At 67.8% G+C, this 19159-nt stretch carries 20 protein-coding genes; 11 read left to right on the forward strand and 9 right to left on the reverse strand.

Going from position 1 to position 19159, the window contains the following annotated elements; translation table 11 throughout:
• Window positions 1–16: 16 nt before the first annotated feature.
• From sp36 to ACAG24_RS03070, 3 genes are read left to right on the forward strand one after another with little or no spacing between them, the layout of a single operon-like run.
• Window positions 17–178, forward strand: a complete 162-nt coding sequence (gene sp36 / locus ACAG24_RS03060) for a Sp36 family protein (RefSeq protein WP_370471211.1) — start codon at window positions 17–19, stop codon at window positions 176–178.
• A complete protein-coding gene (locus ACAG24_RS03065; RefSeq protein ID WP_370471212.1) occupies window positions 175–633 on the forward strand; it encodes a RidA family protein in 459 nt (152 codons plus the stop codon). The genes sp36 and ACAG24_RS03065 overlap by 4 nt, the downstream gene beginning before the upstream one ends.
• A 9-nt stretch (window positions 634–642) precedes the next feature.
• The gene (locus tag ACAG24_RS03070) at window positions 643–1446 is read left to right on the forward strand and encodes an MBL fold metallo-hydrolase (protein ID WP_370471213.1); all 804 of its coding nucleotides are present in this window, start codon (window positions 643–645) and stop codon (window positions 1444–1446) included.
• Between the two features lie 16 nt (window positions 1447–1462).
• On the opposite strand, the gene crp is transcribed toward ACAG24_RS03070, so the two are convergent.
• Both crp and ACAG24_RS03080 read right to left on the reverse strand, forming a co-directional pair.
• Window positions 1463–2137 carry a cAMP-activated global transcriptional regulator CRP gene (gene crp, locus ACAG24_RS03075; RefSeq protein ID WP_005138643.1) on the reverse strand — a complete coding sequence of 225 codons (675 nt, stop codon included), beginning with the start codon at window positions 2135–2137 and terminating at the stop codon, window positions 1463–1465.
• Window positions 2138–2262: 125 nt separating this feature from the next.
• Entirely contained in the window at window positions 2263–2595 is a 333-nt protein-coding gene (locus ACAG24_RS03080) for a hypothetical protein (protein WP_370471214.1), read from the reverse strand.
• Between the two features lie 105 nt (window positions 2596–2700).
• Here ACAG24_RS03080 and nth point away from each other — a divergent pair, with 105 nt between their 5' ends.
• The 4 genes from nth to marP are packed head-to-tail and all read left to right on the forward strand — an operon-like array spanning window position 2701 to window position 6120.
• On the forward strand, window positions 2701–3498 hold the full coding sequence (nth, locus tag ACAG24_RS03085; protein WP_445206156.1) for an endonuclease III: 798 nt from the start codon (window positions 2701–2703) through the stop codon (window positions 3496–3498).
• 5 nt (window positions 3499–3503) lie between these two features.
• Entirely contained in the window at window positions 3504–4151 is a 648-nt protein-coding gene (locus ACAG24_RS03090; RefSeq protein ID WP_370471215.1) for a TlpA disulfide reductase family protein, read from the forward strand.
• Window positions 4148–4930 carry an NUDIX hydrolase gene (locus ACAG24_RS03095; RefSeq protein WP_370471216.1) on the forward strand — a complete coding sequence of 261 codons (783 nt, stop codon included), beginning with the start codon at window positions 4148–4150 and terminating at the stop codon, window positions 4928–4930. Before ACAG24_RS03090 ends, ACAG24_RS03095 begins: the two co-directional genes overlap by 4 nt.
• The gene (marP, locus tag ACAG24_RS03100; RefSeq protein ID WP_370471217.1) at window positions 4927–6120 is read left to right on the forward strand and encodes an acid resistance serine protease MarP; all 1194 of its coding nucleotides are present in this window, start codon (window positions 4927–4929) and stop codon (window positions 6118–6120) included. The genes ACAG24_RS03095 and marP overlap by 4 nt, the downstream gene beginning before the upstream one ends.
• Here marP and ACAG24_RS03105 read toward each other — a convergent pair whose 3' ends face one another.
• Together ACAG24_RS03105 and ACAG24_RS03110 are read right to left on the reverse strand one after the other, a co-directional pair.
• The gene (locus ACAG24_RS03105; RefSeq protein WP_370471218.1) at window positions 6121–7101 is read right to left on the reverse strand and encodes an alpha/beta fold hydrolase; all 981 of its coding nucleotides are present in this window, start codon (window positions 7099–7101) and stop codon (window positions 6121–6123) included.
• On the reverse strand, window positions 7101–7658 hold the full coding sequence (locus ACAG24_RS03110) for a phage holin family protein (protein WP_370471219.1): 558 nt from the start codon (window positions 7656–7658) through the stop codon (window positions 7101–7103). The genes ACAG24_RS03105 and ACAG24_RS03110 overlap by 1 nt, the downstream gene beginning before the upstream one ends.
• Window positions 7659–7764: 106 nt before the next feature.
• Here ACAG24_RS03110 and ACAG24_RS03115 point away from each other — a divergent pair, with 106 nt between their 5' ends.
• Window positions 7765–8478 carry a chymotrypsin family serine protease gene (locus ACAG24_RS03115; protein WP_445206157.1) on the forward strand — a complete coding sequence of 238 codons (714 nt, stop codon included), beginning with the start codon at window positions 7765–7767 and terminating at the stop codon, window positions 8476–8478.
• A gap of 13 nt (window positions 8479–8491) precedes the next feature.
• Here the strand turns inward: ACAG24_RS03115 and acs are convergent, their stop codons facing one another.
• Window positions 8492–10453, reverse strand: coding sequence for an acetate--CoA ligase (acs, locus tag ACAG24_RS03120; protein WP_370471220.1), 1962 nt, complete (start codon window positions 10451–10453; stop codon window positions 8492–8494).
• A 120-nt stretch (window positions 10454–10573) separates the two neighbouring features.
• On the opposite strand from acs, the gene ACAG24_RS03125 reads away from it, so the two are divergent.
• Window positions 10574–11311 carry a Fic family protein gene (locus ACAG24_RS03125; protein ID WP_370471221.1) on the forward strand — a complete coding sequence of 246 codons (738 nt, stop codon included), beginning with the start codon at window positions 10574–10576 and terminating at the stop codon, window positions 11309–11311.
• Between the two features lie 449 nt (window positions 11312–11760).
• Here ACAG24_RS03125 and ACAG24_RS03130 read toward each other — a convergent pair whose 3' ends face one another.
• Window positions 11761–12618, reverse strand: coding sequence for an HAD-IB family hydrolase (locus ACAG24_RS03130; protein WP_445206158.1), 858 nt, complete (start codon window positions 12616–12618; stop codon window positions 11761–11763).
• Window positions 12619–13034: 416 nt separating this feature from the next.
• Here ACAG24_RS03130 and ssd point away from each other — a divergent pair, with 416 nt between their 5' ends.
• Window positions 13035–14132, forward strand: a complete 1098-nt coding sequence (ssd, locus tag ACAG24_RS03135; RefSeq protein WP_370471222.1) for a septum site-determining protein Ssd — start codon at window positions 13035–13037, stop codon at window positions 14130–14132.
• Window positions 14129–15217 (forward strand): TadA family conjugal transfer-associated ATPase, encoded by a 1089-nt coding sequence (locus tag ACAG24_RS03140; protein ID WP_370471223.1) that lies wholly within the window; start codon window positions 14129–14131, stop codon window positions 15215–15217. Before ssd ends, ACAG24_RS03140 begins: the two co-directional genes overlap by 4 nt.
• 61 nt (window positions 15218–15278) lie before the next feature.
• Here ACAG24_RS03140 and ACAG24_RS03145 read toward each other — a convergent pair whose 3' ends face one another.
• The 3 genes from ACAG24_RS03145 to ACAG24_RS03155 are packed head-to-tail and all read right to left on the reverse strand — an operon-like array spanning window position 15279 to window position 19133.
• Window positions 15279–15707 carry a hypothetical protein gene (locus tag ACAG24_RS03145; RefSeq protein WP_016343893.1) on the reverse strand — a complete coding sequence of 143 codons (429 nt, stop codon included), beginning with the start codon at window positions 15705–15707 and terminating at the stop codon, window positions 15279–15281.
• The gene (locus ACAG24_RS03150; protein WP_062656019.1) at window positions 15704–17938 is read right to left on the reverse strand and encodes a tyrosine-type recombinase/integrase; all 2235 of its coding nucleotides are present in this window, start codon (window positions 17936–17938) and stop codon (window positions 15704–15706) included. The genes ACAG24_RS03145 and ACAG24_RS03150 overlap by 4 nt, the downstream gene beginning before the upstream one ends.
• Window positions 17922–19133 carry a tyrosine-type recombinase/integrase gene (locus tag ACAG24_RS03155; RefSeq protein ID WP_370471224.1) on the reverse strand — a complete coding sequence of 404 codons (1212 nt, stop codon included), beginning with the start codon at window positions 19131–19133 and terminating at the stop codon, window positions 17922–17924. Before ACAG24_RS03155 ends, ACAG24_RS03150 begins: the two co-directional genes overlap by 17 nt.
• Between the last annotated feature and the right edge of the window lie 26 nt (window positions 19134–19159).

Raw genomic sequence — 19159 nt, forward strand, 5'->3', positions numbered from 1 at the left:
GGATAAGCTCAGCCGCATGAGCGAACCGACCCGTTGGGAGTACGCCACCGTTCCGCTGCTGACGCATGCGACCAAGCAGATCCTCGATCAGTGGGGCGAGGACGGCTGGGAACTCGTCTCCGTCCTGCCCGGCCCGACCGGCGAGCAGCATGTCGCGTATCTGAAGCGAACCAAGTGAGTGGCTGGAAAGCCCGCCTGACCGAGCTGGGCATCGAACTGCCGCAGGTCGTGGCGCCGCTGGCGGCCTACGTGCCCGCGGTACGCACCGGCAACCTCGTCTATACCGCAGGTCAACTGCCGATTCACAACGGCACGCTGCTCGCGGCAGGCAAGGTCGGGGCGGAGGTGCCGCAGGAAGATGCCAAGGCGTTGGCGCGGCAGTGCGCCCTGAACGCGTTGGCCGCCATCGACGCCCTCGTCGGCATCGACTCGGTGGTCAAGGTCGTGAAGGTCGTCGGCTTCGTCGCCTCGGCTCCCGGATTCGACGGCCAGCCCGGTGTCATCAACGGCGCATCGGAACTGTTCGGGGAGATCTTCGGCGACGCAGGCGCGCACGCCCGGTCCGCGGTCGGAGTCTCGGAGCTGCCGCGCAATGCACCGGTGGAAGTGGAAGTCATCGCGGAGATCAGCTAGGACGCCTCAGTGGAACACCCCGCGTACGGACTGCTGCGGCCGGTGACCGACACCGCGTCGGTGCTGTTGTGCGAAAACCCGGGGATCATGACGCTCGAAGGCACCAACACCTGGGTCCTGCGCGGACCGGGCACCGACGAGATGGTCGTCGTCGATCCTGGACCCGACGACAAGGACGAACACATCGAGCGCCTCGCCGCGCTCGGTCGGATCCCGCTCGTCCTGATCAGTCACCGGCATGCCGACCACACGGGCGGAATCGATCGGATGGTGGATCTCACCGGCGCCGTGGTCCGCTTCGTGGGTAGTGGTTTCCAGCGAGGACTGGGCGGATCGCTGTCCGACGGGGAAGTCATCGAGGCAGCGGGCCTGAAGATCACCGTCATGGCGACGCCGGGTCACACCGCCGACTCGGTGTCGTTCCTCGTCGACGATGTTCGGGGCGAGCGAAGCGACGGGAAGGGTTCGGTCCTGACCGCCGACACCATCCTCGGGCGCGGCACCACCGTGATCGACGAGGAAGACGGCGACCTCGGCGACTATCTCGAATCGCTGCGCCGGCTGCGCGGCCTCGGTCACCGCACGGTGCTCCCCGGCCACGGACCCGAACTCGACGATGTGGTGGCCGTCAGCGACACCTATCTCGCCCATCGTGAGGACCGGCTGGATCAGGTTCGGGCAGCTCTACGAGACCTCGGGGAGGATGCCAGTGCCCGGCAGGTGGTCGAGCACGTCTACACCGATGTCGACGAGAAGCTGTGGGACGCAGCCGAATGGTCGGTGCAGGCCCAGCTCAACTATCTACGGCGCTGAGCTCACGCCGAAACCGCTAGCGCGCTCGGCGAGCCAACCGCTCGGAGTCGCTGATCAGAACGCTCTTACCCTCCAGGCGGATCCAGCCGCGGTGGGCGAAATCGGCGAGCGCCTTGTTGACGGTCTCCCGGGACGCCCCGACGAGCTGTGCGATCTCCTCCTGCGTCAGGTCGTGCGTCACGCGCAGCGCGCCGCCCTCCTGGGTGCCGAAGCGCTGTGCGAGCTGCAGCAGCTGCTTGGCGACGCGGCCGGGCACGTCGGTGAAGATCAGGTCAGCGAGGTTGTTGTTGGTGCGGCGCAGGCGGCGGGCCAGCACGCGCAGCAGCTGCTCGGCGATCTCGGGCCGGTCGGCGATCCATGCCCGCAGCGCGTCGCGGTCCATCGACACGGCGCGCACCTCGGTGATGGTGGTGGCGCTCGACGTCCGCGGCCCGGGATCGAAGATCGACAGTTCGCCGAACATGTCGGACGGGCCCATGATCGTCAGCAGGTTCTCGCGACCGTCCGGCGAACGCCGGCCGATCTTCACCTTGCCCGAGATGATGATGTACAGGCGGTCGCCGGGCTCGCCCTCGGCGAACACGGTGTGCCCACGGGGAAAGTCGACGGGTTGCAGCTGCTTGGTCAGCGCGGAGACTGCGCTGGGTTCCACACCCTGGAAGATTCCGGCCCTGGCCAGGATCTCGTCCACGTTGCCCCTCTTAAAAGCGTTCGGTTGTCAGACAAATGACGATCTCGAAAGATCGCCAGGTCAGTCTAGAGGTACGCCGTCGCCGACGTTGCCGACGATGAAACCCCTAGCGTGACCAGCCCACGCTACACACGATTGGCATGCCGGGTCTGCCGAAACTGAGTATTCGCGAGGTGCTGGAGATACTCGTGGGTTGGCAAACCCGCTGCCGAGAGCGGCTGGATGAAGTCGCGGGCCGATGTGCCATGACCGTCGACCCGGTGACGGATGCTGTGCTGCGCCCGGTCCAGCGCGGGCCGAGCGCGCGTGTCGACGTCTGCGGCCTCGGCGTGTCCGAGAAATCGGTCGACGTCGGCCGGCGGGAGCGTGTCACGCCGCAGACCCGATTCAACGCGCTCGAGCCCGAGGGTCGCCAACATCAACAACCCCGGAATCAGAGCCACGAGCAACCACGACACAAGGAGGAAGTAAACACGGCCAAGGTCTCGGTGGGATCACGAAAAGTCCACGTTAAGAACCGATCCTCGGCCGGGAGTGTCGGAGCTCGTCAGTACGCTGGCCTGGTGACCGTCAGTGAGTCGTCGGCAGCGGGCCGCGCCGGCGCCAAGCCCGCCCGCCGGGCGTCATCAGCCAAGTGGGACAAAGAGACCCCTCTGGGTCTGGTCCGGCGCGCCCGCCGAATGAACCGCACTCTCGCACAAGCGTTTCCGCATGTGTACTGCGAGCTCGACTTCACCACCCCGCTGGAACTCGCCGTCGCGACCATCCTTTCGGCCCAGTGCACCGATGTGCGGGTGAACATGACGACGCCCGCATTGTTCGCGAAGTACCGCACCGCACGCGACTACGCGACCGCCGACCGCACCGAACTCGAGGAACTGATCCGCCCCACCGGGTTCTACCGGAACAAGACGAATTCCCTCATCGGTCTCGGTCAGGCGCTCGAAGAACGTTTCGACGGCGAGGTGCCGCGCACGCTCGACGAGCTCGTCACCCTTCCGGGCATCGGCCGCAAGACGGCCAACGTGATCCTCGGCAATGCCTTCGACATTCCCGGCATCACCGTCGACACCCACTTCGGAAGGCTCGTCCGGCGCTGGCGGTGGACAGCCGAGGAAGATCCCGTCAAGGTCGAGCACATCGTCGGCGACCTCATCGAGCGCAGTGAGTGGACGCTGCTCAGCCACCGCGTCATCTTTCACGGGCGGCGGGTGTGCCACGCCCGCAAGCCTGCCTGCGGTGTCTGCGTACTCGCCAAGGACTGCCCGTCCTTCGGTGCGGGGCCCACTGACCCGTTGATCGCCGCGCCGCTGGTCAAAGGACCCGAGACCGAGCATCTGCTGGCGCTGGCCGGGCTTTAGACGCCGTGAGCGCGTCGGCCCGCTGGAGCATCGTGGCGTTGGTGATCCTCATCGCGCTCGGTGTCGCGCTGTACTCCGAACTCGGAGACGATGCGTCCACGCCGTCACGGCAGCAGGACACCGTCTCCGCGCGTGACCGCCGCGACGCCGACACCGCAGAGGCCCTCGCCGGCCCCCGCGCCGACGCGCAGCTGCAGCCGTGCCCGGGCCCCGGCGCCGGGCCGGGTCCGGAGCCGTTGCGCGGCATCGTGCTCGAATGCGTGGGTGACGGTTCGCGCGTCGACGTCGCCAGGGCGCTCGCCGGCCGCCCCGCCGTGCTCAACCTGTGGGCCTACTGGTGCGGACCGTGCGCCGACGAGCTTCCCGCGATGGCGGAGTACCAGCGACGCGTCGGGCCCGAGGTGCTGGTGCTGACGGTGCATCAGGATGAGAACGAGACGGCCGCGTTGCTCAGGATGGCCGAGCTGGGCGTGCACCTGCCGACCGTTCAGGACGGTCGCCGCACCATCGCCGCTGCGCTGCAGGTCCCCAACGTGATGCCTGCGACGGTGGTGTTGCGCGCCGACGGTAGCGTTGCCGAGATCCTGCCCCGGTCGTTCGCGACTGCCGACGAGATCGCCGCGGCGGTCGACGCGAAGATTGGAGTGGCGTGAGCTGGGATTGCCGAGAGGGTGAGCTGTCCGCGGCGGCGGCCCCGCCCTGGCTCGCACCGCTGGTCGATCAGCCCGGAGCCGTCAAAGCTGCCTACCGCCGCCGCGTCCCCGCCGAGGTGCTCGCGGCGCTGACCGCCGCCAACACCACCGCCGCGGTGACGGGCGCGCGGCGCGACGCCGCCGTACTCGTGTTGTTCTCCGGGCCTGGCGACGGCGAACGCGGGACGCTGCCCGACGACGCCGATCTGCTGGTCACCGTCCGCGCGTCGACGCTGCGGCACCACGCCGGGCAGGCCGCGTTCCCCGGCGGCGCAGCCGATCCCGGAGACAAGAGCCCTGTGCACACGGCGCTGCGGGAGGCCACCGAAGAGACGGGCATCGAGGCGAGCAGGCTGCGGCCGCTGGCCACGTTGGAGAAAATGTTCATCCCACCGTCGGGCTTCCACGTGGTGCCCGTCCTCGCATATTCGCCCGATCCGGGCCCGGTGTTCGTCGTCGACGAGCACGAGACGGCGCACGTCGCCCGCGTTCCGGTACGCGCGTTCGTCAACCCGGAAAACCGGATCATGGTGTACCGCAGCGAGAACACGCGGCGCACCGCCGGCCCGGCGTTCCTGCTCAACGAGATGCTGGTGTGGGGTTTCACCGGCCAGGTGATCGCGGCGATGCTCGACGTCGCGGGCTGGTCGGTGCCGTGGGATAACGACAAACTGTACGAACTGAGCGATGCAATGGCGTTACTCGACGCCGAGGGCAGCTACGGTGATGCGCAACGATGAACTCGTCACAGTGGCTCGACATAGCCATCCTCGCCATCGCGCTCCTCGCCGCCATTTCGGGCTGGCGGTCCGGGGCGCCAGGATCGCTGCTCGCCCTCGTCGGGGTGGTGCTCGGTGCGGCCGCCGGAATCCTGCTCGCCCCGCACGTCGTTAGCCACCTCGACGGACCACGCACGAAGCTGTTCGTGACGCTCTTCTTGATCCTCGTGCTCGTCGTCATCGGCGAGATCGCGGGGGTGGTCCTCGGCAGGGCCGTACGTGGTGCGATCCGCAACCCGGGACTGCGCGTGGCCGACTCGGTCGTCGGGGTGGCCTTGCAACTGGTCCTCGTGCTGACGGCCGCGTGGCTGCTGGGCACCGCACTGGTGTCCTCACCGCAGCCCAATCTCGCTGCCGCCGTCCAAGGTTCCCGGGTGATCGCCGAAGTCGACTCGGTCGCACCCAGCTGGCTGCGGTCGGTGCCCAACCGGATGTCGTCGCTGTGGGAGACCGCGGGGCTGCACGACGTGCTCAAACCGTTCGGTCCGACGCCCGTCGCCGCCGTCGACGCACCCGATGCGACGCTGGCCACCTCCGCTGTGGTCGGCACCACCGGACCGAGCGTGGTCAAGGTGCGAGGCGTGGCTCAGAGCTGCCAGAAGGTGCTGGAGGGCACCGGATTCGTCGTCGCCCCCAACCGCGTCATGTCGAACGCGCACGTGGTCGCCGGATCCGACAGCGTGACCGTGGAGGTCGACGGACAGACCTATGACGCGGGCGTCGTGTCTTACGACCCCGACGCCGACATCTCGATCCTCGACGTCCCCAACCTGCCGTCGGCGCCTCTGCAGTTCGTCGAAGAACTCGCTCCGACCGGCACCGACGGCATCGTCATGGGTTATCCCGGTGGCGGCGACTTCACCGCGACCCCGGCGCGGGTCCGCGAGGTCATCGAGCTCAACGGTCCCGACATCTACCGCAGCACGACCGTGACCCGCGAGGTATACACGATCAGAGGCACTGTGCGGCAAGGTAATTCGGGTGGTCCGATGATCAACCGGCAGGGCAAGGTGCTCGGCGTGGTGTTCGGCGCGGCCGTCGACGACGTCGACACCGGGTTCGTGCTGACCTCCCAGGAGGTGGCCGCGCAGATGGCCAAGGTCGGCAACGTCGCGCGGGTCGCCACCGGCACCTGCATCAGCGCCGGCTGATCAGGCGTACACCTGGGCAAGGAACCGCGACAGCTGCTCGTTGACCGCCTCCGGCGCTTCCTCGTGGCCGAAATGCCCGGCGCCCTCGATCGATACATAGCGGCCGTGCGGCGCATAGCGTTGTGTCCGGTACACGGGATCGGCCAGTACGTAGGGGTCGGCGTCGCCGCGCAGATGCAGGAGCGGAACCGTCACCGGGCTTCTCATCGATCGCATGAACCGCCTGCCCTCACCGCGTAGCTGGCTGCGGACCGCCCACCGCTGATACTCCAGCGCGCAGTGTGCCGCCGACGGGATCTGGACGGCCCTGCGCAGGTGCCCGATGGTCTCCGCGAAGTCCTCGCTCGCCTGCCACTTGGCGCTCGCGCGGCTGCGTACCAGGCGCTCCAGCTCCGCGCCGTCGTGGCGGGTCAGCGCACGTTCGGGCCACAGCGGCATCTGATAGCGCAACATCCACGGCAGCAGGGCCCTGCCCTGATCCCGGCGGCGCAACGTCGATGCCCGCAACGCGCTCGGATGCGGGGAGCTCACGACGGCGATGGCCCGTACCACCCTCGGATGCAGCACCGCCGTGGCCCAGCAGACCAGGCCGCCGTCGGCGTGGCCGACCAGCGTGGCGGTGTTGTGCCCCAGTGCCCGTATCAGGCCCGCGGTGTCACCGGCCAGGGTCCAGCCGTCGTAGCCGCGCGGCGGCTTGTCGCTGCCGCCGTAGCCCCGAAGGTCGACGGCCACCACACGGGCACCCGAGAGACCCTTGAGTTGGTGGCGCCACGACCACCAGAACGACCCGAACCCGTGCAGCAAAATCACCAGCGGCCGATCGGTCAGCGGCTTCGACGGGTCGACGGCCTCGTCGGCTTCGACACGGTCGGCTTCAACACGGTCGGCTTCAACCACGTGGAATCGAATCCCGTTGGCGTGCACATCCAGATGCCGCCACGGTCCGCCGATGCGCACTACCGACGGATCGGGTCGAACCATTACCAGCCTGACGGGTCTTTTTGCGGCGCCTGCTGACCGTCCGTCGTGGCCGGAAGTCTGTCGGCCTTCTTGTCAGAACCCGGCGTGAGTGCGTCGGGTAGTTCTTTCACCGACTCGATCGTCTTCTGCGGACCGCGGATCCGCCGCACCTTCAGGTATCCGAACAGCGCCAGCACCGCCGTCACCACGACCATGATCCCGAAGACGATCAGGAACGCCGCCCATCGCCACAGCCAGTTGTCGAGCAGCTCGGCGAGGAAGAAAAAGAAGAAGAACGTCGAGTAGAACAGCACGACCAGCGCGGCGATGAAGAAGATGCTGCCGGTGAGGCCCTTCTTCACATCGCGGGTGATCTCGGCCTTGGCCAGCTCCACCTCGGCGCGCACCAGCGTCGACACCTGCGCGGTGGCGTCCTTCACCAAATCGCCGATCGACGGATCGGGCTTCGGCGCGTGGGGGTCCACCAGCGGTATCGACGTCACGGTGTTGGGCACGCCGTTCCTGCGGTCGCTCACGACAAGCTTCCTTCCCGCCTGTGGTTCCTCGGTCGCGTTCATGTTGCCATGTGGCGTCGCCCTAAACGATTCCGGCCGACGATAGACTGCCGGGGTTCCTTGCTGGGCAGGTCGGGCACACATCCATTTCCGATAGGGGAGTGACTTCTTGAGAACCCACAGCCTCTGGCTGACGGTTCGTGCCGTGCTCGTGAGCGTCGCCGCCTGTCTGGGCGCCGCCACCACGTTCGCCGCCGGACCCGCGCACGCGCAAGCGCCCGTCCCGCTGGGCGGCGGTTCCGGCCTGGTCGTCAACGGCGAGACGCTGTGCACACTGACGGCGATCGGCAGCGACAACAAAGGCAACCTGATCGGGTTCACCTCCGCGCACTGCGGCGGGCCCGGTGCCGTCGTGGCCGCCGAGGGCGTCGAGAACGCCGGCCTTGTCGGAGAGATGGTGGCCGGCAACGACATCCTCGACTACGCGGTCATCAAGTTCGATCCCGCCAAGGTCACCCCCGTCAACGAGGTGAACGGATTCCGCATCGACGGCCTCGGCCCCGACCCCACGTTCGGCGACGTTGCCTGCAAACTCGGCCGGACTACCGGATATTCGTGCGGTGTCACATGGGGCCCCGGACAGGAACCCGGCACGATCGTCAACCAGGTCTGCGGCGGCCCCGGTGACTCTGGGGCGCCCGTCACCGTCAACAACCGGCTCGTCGGCATGATCCACGGGGCCTTCTCCGAGGAACTGCCGACGTGCGTCGTCAAATTCATCCCGCTGCACACGCCCGCGGTGACGATGTCGATCAACACGCAGTTGGCCGACATCACCGCCAAGGGGAGGCCGGGAAGCGGGTTCCGGCCAGTCGGTTCCTAGAGGATCCTGACCGTCACTTGCTCGCGCGGATGGCCTCGAAGACGCTCGGGTCCACCAGTGTCGAGGTGTCGCCGAGCTCGCGGCCCTCGGCCACGTCACGCAGCAGGCGTCGCATGATCTTGCCGCTGCGCGTCTTCGGAAGCTCGGGCACGACGTGGATCTCCCGCGGCTTGGCGATCGGGGAGATCTCGCGGGCGACCTCGGCGCGAAGCTCGTCGACCATCGACTCCTCTCCGCCGTGGGCACTGGACTTGAGGATCACGAACGCGCAGATGGCCTGACCGGTGTGCTCGTCGGTGGCGCCGACCACCGCCGCTTCGGCGACGCCTGAGTGGCCCACCAGCGCCGACTCCACCTCGGCCGTCGAGATGCGGTGCCCCGAGATGTTCATGACGTCGTCGATGCGCCCGAGCACCCAGATCTCGCCATCCTTGCCGTACCGGGCGCCGTCGCCGGCGAAGTACCAGCCCTGTTCGGCGAAGCGCGACCAGTACGTCTCCTTGTAGCGCTCCTCGTCGCCCCAGATGCCGCGCAGCATCGCCGGCCACGGCTTGTCGAGAACCAGGTAGCCGCTGGCCTGTTCCCCGTGATCGGTGCCGGGCTTGAGTTCGTTGCCGTCGTCGTCGACGATCTTGGCCGAGATTCCCGGCAGCGCCCGCATGGCCGAACCGGGCTTGCAGTCGGTCACGCCGGGCAGCGGCGAGATCATGATGGCACCGGTTTCGGTCTGCCACCACGTGTCCACGATCGGCGTCTTGTCCCCGCCGAACGCCATCCGGTACCAGCGCCACGCCTCGGGGTTGATCGGCTCACCCACGGAGCCCAGCAGTCGCAGGCTCGACAGGTCGTGCTCGGCAGGGATCTGCCGACCCCACTTCATGAATGTCCGAACCAGCGTCGGGGCCGTGTAATAGATTGTGACGCCGTACTTTTCGATCACCTGGTAGTGCCGGTGCTCGTCCGGCGACGCTGGGGTGCCCTCGTAGACGACCTGCGTGACTCCGTTGGACAGCGGCCCGTACACGATGTAGCTGTGTCCGGTGACCCAGCCGATATCGGCTGTGCACCAATACACGTCGGTCTCGGGCTTGACGTCGAAGACGTTGAAATGGGTGTAGGACGCCTGGGTCAGGTAACCGCCCGAGGTGTGCATGATGCCCTTGGGCTTGCCCGTGGTTCCCGACGTGTACAGCAGGAACAGCGGATGCTCCGAGTCGAAGGCCTCAGGTGTGTGGTCCGTGGAGGCCTTCGGGACCACCTCGTCCCACCACAGATCGCGACCCTCGGTCCACGGCGTGTCGATCCCGGTGCGGCGCACCACGAGAACGTGCTCGACGGGGCTCTGGTCGCCGAGCCCTTCGATGGCTTCGTCGACGCCCTCCTTGAGGGAGACCGCCTTTCCGCGGCGGTATTGACCGTCGGTGGTGACGACGAGCTTGGCCTGGGCATCGTCGATGCGGGCCTTCAGCGCGGAGGCGGAGAAGCCGGCGAACACGACACTGTGCATGGCCCCGAGACGCGCGCACGCCAGCATCGCGATGATCGCCTCGGGCACCATCGGCATGTAGATCGCGACGCGGTCACCCGACTTGAGGCCGAGTTCGGTCAGCGCGTTGGCAGCTTGAGAGACCTCGTCTTTGAGCTCGGCATAGGTGATGCTGCGCGAGTGGTCGACGGGCTCGCCCTCCCAGTGGATCGCGACCCGGTCACCGTTGCCGGCCTCCACGTGGCGATCGACGCAGTTGTAGGCGACGTTGAGCTTGCCGCCGACGAACCACTTGGCGACGGGGGCCTCCGACCAGTCGAGGACGTCGTCGAACGGCGTGTCCCAGCTGAGCCGGTCGGCCTGCTTGGCCCAGAACTCAAGCCGGTCGGCCTCGGCCTCGGCGTAGAGGTCGGCCGTGGCGTTGGCGTGCTCGGTGAATTCGGGGGCCGGAGGATAGGACGAGGGTGCGTCCACGTGCGTCTCGGTCATGAGTGTGAGGGTAGTCACCCAACGTTGCATTGACGTTGGCAACTCACATCCGAGGCTGCGGGCGGCATCTGCGGCGCGACGAACGTCGAGGCTCGTCGGTCCAACGGTATCTTCTGGGGCGTGACCGACCCGCTGGCCCCGCTGACCGAGCTGCCCGGCGTCGCCGACGCGGGCGAGGAAGCCCGCGAGGCGCTCGGCAGGGCCCACCGGCACCGCACCAATCTGCGCGGCTGGCCCAAGACCGCGGCCGAAGCCTCGTTGCGCGCTGCGCGGGCGTCGTCGGTTCTGGACGGAGGGCCGCTGCAGTTCTCACCCGACGGAGGGGAGCGCGACCCGGTGCTCGCGGGGGCGCTGCGCGTCGCCGAGGCGCTCGAAGGCGGCGAGGGAGCCCTGATCGGGGTGTGGCGTCGCGCGCCGTTGCAGGCGATCGCGCGGCTGCACTCGCTGGCCGCGGCGGACCTCGTCTCCGACGACGAACTCGGGCGGCCCAGGGACGGCGCCGGCCGCCGGCTGGAGCTGCTGGCCGACATCGCGACCGGCGGGACGAAGGTGCCCGCCACCGTTCTGGCCGCGGTGGCGCACGGCGAGCTGCTGACGCTGGAACCCTTCGGAAGTGCCGATGGTGTCGTCGCCCGCGCGGTGTCGCGGCTCATCACGATCGCCAGCGGACTGGACCCGCACGGACTCGGCGTGCCCGAGGTGCACTGGATGAAGCGCTCGAATGACTATCGGGCGGCGGCACGAGGTTTCGCCTCCGGCACCCCGGACGGCCTTACGGCGTGGCTTCTGCTGAGCAGTGAGGCGCTGCACGCAGGCGCTCGGGAAGCCCTGTCGATTGCCCAGGCCCCGCAGTCCTGAGCTATCGGCGGCCTTCTGTTTCACGCGCCCTGGCAACATGAAGCGGGCGGTGCTCCGAATGGTCTCGCGACCACATCGGCTCACCGCCCGCTAGCACGGGACTCCGGTTACCAAGCGTGCGTATCGGGTTGCGTGGGTGGCCTCGGCGTCCTTGCGCTCCGCTTCGACCGCAGCCCCACCCAAAGGGCCGTCGAGGTCGTCCGATCTTCGCAATTACGCAGGCCCGCAACGCTTTTACCTATTCCGCGGTATGTGCTCCGCGTGGGTTCGCTGGCCCCGTGCTCGGGAGCCGAGGTCGGGAGATCGAGCCTTCTCTTCCGGCTCGACCTTGGCCTCGCCCGGCTTCCGTGCTTCCTTTGTACTCCGTGACCCCGGTCACATCAAGGGTCAATTGGGTCGCGATTTCCGATCGTTACGTCCGCGATCCAGCTACCGGCACGTAGCTCGTGTCAGAACGCGAACCGGCGCAGCAGTGAGTACGTCAGCGCCCCGGCTGCCAGAGCGCTCAGACCCACGGCGGCGGTGGTCGCGACGGCAGCACCCGATGGCGTGGGCACCCGGTCGCGCAGCGACACCGGCTTGGAGAAGGCCCGAATCGGCCAGTTGCGGGCCACGGCTTCTTTCCGCAGCGTCCGGTCGGGGTTGACGACAGTCGGATGACCGACCAATTCGAGCATCGGAAGGTCGGTGATCGAATCCGAGTAGGCATAGCAATGCTCAAGGGCGTAACCCTCACGGTCGGCAAGTGCGCGGATCGCTTCGACCTTGCCCTCCCCGAAGCAGTAGAAGGCAATGTCTCCGGTGTACTTGCCATCTTCGACGACCATGCGCGTCGCCATCGCGTGCGTAGCGCCCAGGGCCCGGGCGATCGGCGCCACGATCTCCTCGCCGGAGGCCGACACCACAACCACATCGCGGCCGCACAGCTTGTGGTCGGCGATGAGCTCGGCGGCCTCAGCGAACACAAGGGGGTCGACGATGTCGTGCAATGTCTCGCCGACCACCGACTTGACCTGCTCGACGTCCCACCCTGCGCACATGTTCGTCAGGTAGGACCGCATCCGGTCCATCTGGTCGTGGTCGGCGCCCGACATGAGGAACAGGAATTGCGCATAGGTCGACTTCAGCACGGCGCGCCGGTTCATTAGCCCCTGGCTGAAGAACGGTTTGCTGAAAGCCAAAGTGCTGGATTTCGCGATGACCGTTTTGTCGAGATCGAAGAACGCCGCGGTGCGAATGGGGCGGTCCGAGGAGGGGAACGCGTCGCGCGCCTGGCTACTCTCCTTCGCCGGCTCGGGTGAGCTCACACGGTCAGCATAGAGGTGAGCCGCGTGACAGATTGCGCCGGATCGTACAAATTGGCAGTTCACGACACGTGTCTGCATCTGTAATCTTTCGTGCGCCACACCAAGTTGTTGCTATTTCGATACTTGCGCTGGCCCAGTCGGGCGTGTGTATAGTGGGCATTACTCGGCTTATGCCGGGTGTGCATCAGCCCGACCCCCCGGGGCTGATACACGACGACCTCCGCCTCCTCCCCCCCTGGCGGGGGTCGTCCCTTTTGTGGGGTGTTTTCGTCAAGCGGATAGATCATTCGGCCTTAGTCAGTTGCGGAACGGTGTTTTCACCGGCAGGTTCGACATCTGTCCACACATCCGAGTTGATCCACAGATCCTTGCTGTGACTCTTTCGGGGCGCCCTTTTCCGCCGCAGGCTCGGTCTCATGAACGCCATGGACGGGATCCTGGTCCTCGTCGCCGATGAGGCCCTCAACACCGACATCGACAGGGTGGTCGCTGCCGCCGGCCTGCGGACGGTGCGAGGTAGCGATCCGTCGAGCAGACGGGTCTGGACCAGCGCCGCGGTGGTGCTGGTGGATGGCGCGGCCGCGCGTCGATGCGCCGCCCGCGGCCTACCCCGACGCACTCGCGTCCTCCTGATCAGCGCAGAGTCGCCTTCGCCCGCGGATTGGGAGGCGGCTGTCGCCGTCGGCGCGCAACAGATCGTGACATTGCCCACGGACGATGGCGAGCTGTTGGCGGTGCTTGCCGATGCCGCGGAGGATCGCATCGGAGTGGGCGCCCGCGGACCTGTTGTGGCTGTCGTCGCGGGCCGCGGAGGTGGCGGGGCATCGGTTTTCGCGACGGCGATCGCGCAGGCGGCCACGGAATCTCTTCTCATTGACGGGGATCCGTGGGGAGGCGGGTTGGACCTCGTACTCGGCAGCGAGACCCAACCCGGGCTCCGGTGGCCCGACCTTTCGCTGGCAGGTGGGCGCCTGAGCTATCCGGCCCTTCGCGACGCACTGCCGAAGCGCCACGGAGTGACGGTTCTGTCGGGGAGTCGCGTGTTGTCTGGTGACAGATTCAGCAACGACATAGACGCCGCCCCACTGGGCGCGGTCATCGACGCGGGCAGTCGCGGCGGCGTCAGCGTGGTCTGCGATGTGGCCCGGCGGCCGACGGCCGCCAGCGAGGTCGCGCTGGCGTCCGCCGATCTCGTGGTGTTGGTCACTCCGGCGGATGTGCGGTCGTGCGCCGCCGCCGCGGCCACCGCGCAGTGGGTCACGGCGGCCAATCCGAACACCGGCGTGGTCGTCCGCGGCCCGGCGCCGGGCGGCCTGCGGCCCGTCGACGTCGCGCGGATCGTCGGTCTGCCGGTGCTTGCGGCCATGCGTCCACAGCCCGGTATCGAGACGGTCCTGGAACGCGGCGGTTTGCGGGTTCGGCCTCGTTCACCCCTCGGCAGGGCGGGACGTGAGGTGCTCTCGGTACTTAACCAGAACCCGCACCTGGAGAACGTCACGGAGTCGGCGGCGTGAGTGCGCCGTTGATCGAGCGTGTCCGCGAGCGCCTGGCCGCACAGGCTGTCCCGCTGCGCCCGAGCGTCGTCGCCGCGGCCATCAGAGCCGAGTCCGGTGGTGTGCTGGGCGACGCCGAAGTGCTGATCAGTATGCGTGAGCTGCAGACGGAGCTGGTCGGGGCGGGCGTTCTCGAGCCGCTGCTGTCGGCGCCAGGCACCACCGACGTGCTGGTGACCGCCCCGGACTCCGTCTGGGTCGACGACGGTATGGGTTTGCGACGGACGTCCGTGCGCTTCGCTGATGAGGCGGCAGTCCGCCGGCTGGCGCAACGCCTGGCGTTGAGCGCCGGCAGGCGCCTCGACGAGGCCCAGCCCTGGGTCGACGGCCATCTCTCCGGGGTGTGCGCCGGTGATCCGGCCGGGGCTTTGACCGTGCGTCTGCACGCGGTACTGCCTCCCATCGCCGCAGGCGGGACGTGCCTGTCGCTGCGGGTCTTGCGACCCGCGAACCAGAATCTCGACGCGTTGATCGCCGCAGGCGCCATCGGCGGCGATGCCGCGGCGCTGCTGTGCGATGTGATCGCGGCGCGGCTGGCGTTCGTCGTGTCCGGCGGGACGGGGGCAGGTAAGACCACCTTGCTCGCGGCGCTGCTGGGCGCGGTGCCGGACCAGGAGCGCATCGTGTGTGTCGAGGACGCCGCCGAACTCGCGCCCGGCCACCCACATCTGGTCAAGCTCGTCGCCCGTAATGCGAACGTCGAAGGTGCCGGCGAGGTGACCGTCCGCGATCTGGTCAAGCAGGCCCTGCGGATGCGGCCCGACCGCATCGTCGTCGGCGAGGTCCGCGGCGCCGAGGTCGTGGACCTGTTGACCGCGCTGAACACCGGCCACGACGGCGGTTCGGGCACCGTCCACGCGAACAGCCCCGCCGAGGTGCCCGCACGTTTCGAGGCGTTGGCCGCGCTCGGCGGACTGGACCGGGCCGCGTTGCACAGTCAGCTCGCCGCCGCGATCTTATCTGTAACGGGAATCGCTGTGTGTAAGACAGTGACCGCCCTTGGTTTGAGGGTGCGGAATCAACGAGGAACACAGTGTTATCTGTAACGGTGCAACCGGCGTGGGGGCGCTGTGGCGGGCCGCTGTGCGAGTGGATGGTGTGGCTCGATCAGCTGTTGTTGGCGTTGCCAGTGCCGCGTAGGCGGTGGATCTCGCCGTGGGCGGCCGCGAGCTGCTGGTTGAGTTCTTTGATTTCGGCTTTGAGAGCGGCGATGTCGTTGTCGTATTGGCGCTTCTGGGTCCTCAGTTGTTGACGCAGAGCTGCATCCACCGAGGATCCGCGGGTGGGCGCCTCGGATTCGCTGGCGGCGATCTTTGGTCGTGGTGTGGCGGAGGCGGCGCGGATTTGGTCGTAGAGGTCACGGTGGTTGTAGATCGTTTTGCGGGCGACCCCTGCGTGGCGGGCGACTGCATTGGGGTTGATGTCCATTCCGGCGACCTGCATTTCGCGCAGCGCCTTCTTGATCTTTCGTCGGGCGTCGTTGCGGCTTTTGGCGCTGGCTTTCCTGAGGCCGGCGGTGGAGCGGGCAGCAGTCATTGATCCGGGGTGCGGGGTCGCTGAGCTTTATCGAGGGCGGACTGGTGGGCGCCGCGGGTCTGGATTTGCAGCAGCGGCAGCCGTTTTCCTATCCCTGTGCCGGCGCCGGATACCGCCTCTTGGTCTGCGGTGGCCGACAGGCGTTCGATGATCGCTTCGAGCGAGCGCAGCTCGCGGCGGCGTTCGATCACCCAGATGTTGTCCTCGCCGAGTTCGCGTCCACTTCGTCGGCGATACTGGTCGCGGCGGGCGGCCAGCAGCGCTTCGGTGGCGGCGTGTTGCTGGCGTAGCTCATCGAGGTGGGTGGCGTCGGTGGCGAAGTGACCGCAGCCCAGACAGGCATTGCCCTTGTCGCACTGTTTGAGCGGCGGCAGCAGGCAGACCCCGTTGGGCAGGATCCGGTCGGTGCGGGCGCCGAGCTGCGTCATCTCATAAATGTCGCTGGGGCTGATGGAGATATCGGTGCCGTGGGCCCCGATTTTCTTGTGTTTGAGGAACTCTGACTCGGCGGTGGCCGCCAGGGTGGCCGCGTAGCGGGCGGTCATCTCGGGGCTCTTGTGTCCGAGGTAGCGCTGCACGACGTGGAACGGGACGCCATCGTTGAGCAGTTCGGTGGCCCGGGTGTGGCGCAACCGGTGGGTTTGGGTGAAGCGCAGTGGTCGGCCGGCGCTGTCGGTGAGATCGTGGCAGTCGTCGAGCTTGGCCAGCGATGTGCGGTAGGTGTTGTAGGAGCGGGGTTGCTGGCCGCGGTGCTGATTCTTCACGCCGAGGAACAGGTATCGGGGCGCCAGGTCGGGGTATGTCGCCTTCAGCCAGCTCTGCTGCTCGGTGATGATGTCAACGATGGCCTGCTCGACGAGGATGGTGGGAATGACGTCGTCGACTTTGGTCTGCTGGTAGCGCAGCCGGGCCACGAACGTGTCGGGATCGGCGTCGGTGGGGCGTTCCTGGCCCGGGATGGCCTGCAGCGGATCATGGTCGAGCATCAAGATCTCCGAGGCTCGGCGTCCGGTCAGGGCCTGCAGCAGCCAGATCCGGGCGGCCTGGGGGTCACCGAGGCCGGCGGCGACGGTGATCGTGCCGTCGGCTTTGGTCAGCACCACCTTGTGCCCGGCGGGGGCGGCCAGGACGTCGAGGTAGGTGAGCATGCGCTGTAGGTCTGCGGTGGCATACCAGGTGAGTTCGCGTTCGCGGCGGCGCTGTTTGGGCGCGTGTAGCGGTGACCACAGCACGGTGTGGGTCAGCGTGATGTCGCGCCAGCGCGGGTTGGCCGTCGCGGTCGCCGCGTCGGCGGCGTTGTCGTGCATGAACGTGTAGAACGCCTGGGTTTGGGCTTGCAGGGTGGCCACGGTGTCGGCGGTAAGGCGGTCGGACTGGGTGGCTGCGGCCGGGGAGCGCAGATACTCGAGATAGTCGAGGAACACGGTGCGCAGCTGGTCGGGATCGGTGCTGATCAGCGGATCACTGTGGTGGCCGTAGTCGTGGGCGAACCGGCCCAGCTGCGAGCCCAGGTTGCGGGCCCGGTCGGCGGCCGAGGACCAGACCAGCAGGTCGTAGGTCAACGCGCTGCGCAGCCAGAACCGCAGCCCTTCGCGCAGCCAGGCCGGTTCGATATCGCGCAGCCGCACGGCGGTGTCGTGGCGGGGTTCGTGGTCGCGGCGTGGGATCCGAGGGTCGGTGCGCAGATCCCAGATGTCGTGTTCCCACCACGGGGTGTCGGTGCAGCGCACCGATACCCACAGGTGCAGGTGTTCGATGAGGTGGCGGATGTTGCGCCGCGATCCCGCCGAGGGGAGTCGCATGTTGCGGCGCTGAAAGGTCAGGACCGCTTGGCGGAGCACGGCATTGGGGTCCAGGTCGGCGATGCTGGCGGGGGTCTTTCCGGTGCGGGTGCGGTGTTCGGCGATCGCGGCCGGCAGGGTGCGGGTCAGCCAGGCCAGCAGGGATGGTTCGATCTTGCGTAGCTGCTGGTCCCAGCAGGTCCAGACCCACCAGGCGATCTCGTCGCCGAATCGGGCGGGGGCGTCGGGGGTGAAATCGTGTGTGGCTCCGGCGCGGTGTGCTTGCAGGTAGAACTGGTTGCGCAGAAACACCTGATCACACGGGGCGCTGTAGATCGCATAGATCGGCCGGCGCCACGCTTCAGGGACTTGGGCCCACTGGGTCGCCCATGATCCCGCAGCGGGTGCGGGGGCCAGGGTGGGTGCGGGCGGGTCAGTCGGTGTGGTCATGGTGCAGCCCTTTCCAGCCAGCGACGTAGCTGCGCCATTGCGCCAGGGTGCGCATCTCGGCGTCCTCGGTGACCCATCCGTAGGTCGAGAGCGTGGTCTGGATATCGGCGTGGCCCAGGCGGCGCATCACCACATGCGGCGGGGCCCCGGAGAGCAGCAGCGCGGTGGCGTGGGTGTGGCGCAGCCAGTGCGGTGACCACCGATCGGGCAGCACCCCGCCGGCGCGGTTAGTCACCGAATCGATTTTGGCGTAGACCGTTTCGGCACGCATGGGACGGAAACGCTGCCCGTGGGTGAGATTGACGAACACGAAGTGAGTGTCCAGGTCGGGCACGTCCAGATCGGCGCCCTGGTCGACCAGATGCCACACGTAGGCCGAATACAGCGCCTCCAGATCATCACCGATGTAGATGCGCCGTGCCAGTAGCGTCTTGCCGCGGGCCCCGCGCGGATGGTCTTGTCGGGCGGCCACGTCGATGAACGGTGTCCCGCCGGCGCCGATATGAAAATCGTGGTGCCGCAACGACAACGCTTCACCCAGTCGCATCCCGGTCTCGGCGAGCACCGCGAACAACAGCCGGTCCCGCAGCCCTGAGGGCGGCCCCGACCAGTCCTGTCCGGCCTGGGTGGCGCAGCCGTCGAGAATCGCGGCCACTTGGGCGGGTAGTAGCACCGGAGTGGCGGACTTGTTGCCGCTGCGCACCGTGTAGATGGGCCGGTCCTTGGACCGTGGTGGGCGGCCCACGCCGGCCAGCATCGGGATATACCGTGACCGCGATCGCTTGCCGCGGCTGGTGAACAGCCGCTGATACGGGCCGGCCAGCCCATGGGCGTCCGCGTGGTAGCGGTAGAACGCCAGCACCGCCGCGGCCCGCAGCTGGGTGCTCGCAGTGCCCAGCCAAACCTCTGGTGCGCCGATCCGGGCGGTGCCCGGCAGGTCCCCGGTGCGCAGGTAGGCCAGAAACTGCCCGAACAGGCTCGTACTGATGTCCTGCCAGTCGGTGCCGGTGTGTTCTAGCACCGTCCACCACGCCGCCAGGCCGGCCGCATACGCCTTCACCGTGTTCGGTGAGGCCCCGTCATCGCGCAGGAACTGCAGGTATTGCTCGGCTGCCTCGATCGGCAGGTGATCGGGGCCCAGCACGGTGTAGGTGTCCGGGGCGCCGGTCAGCGCGATCCGTTGTGTCCGTGCCATCCCCGATCCGCCCCCGCAATTCCCTG

The organism is Mycobacterium bulgaricum (genome assembly GCF_041287165.2).
Lineage (GTDB): Bacteria > Actinomycetota > Actinomycetes > Mycobacteriales > Mycobacteriaceae > Mycobacterium > Mycobacterium bulgaricum.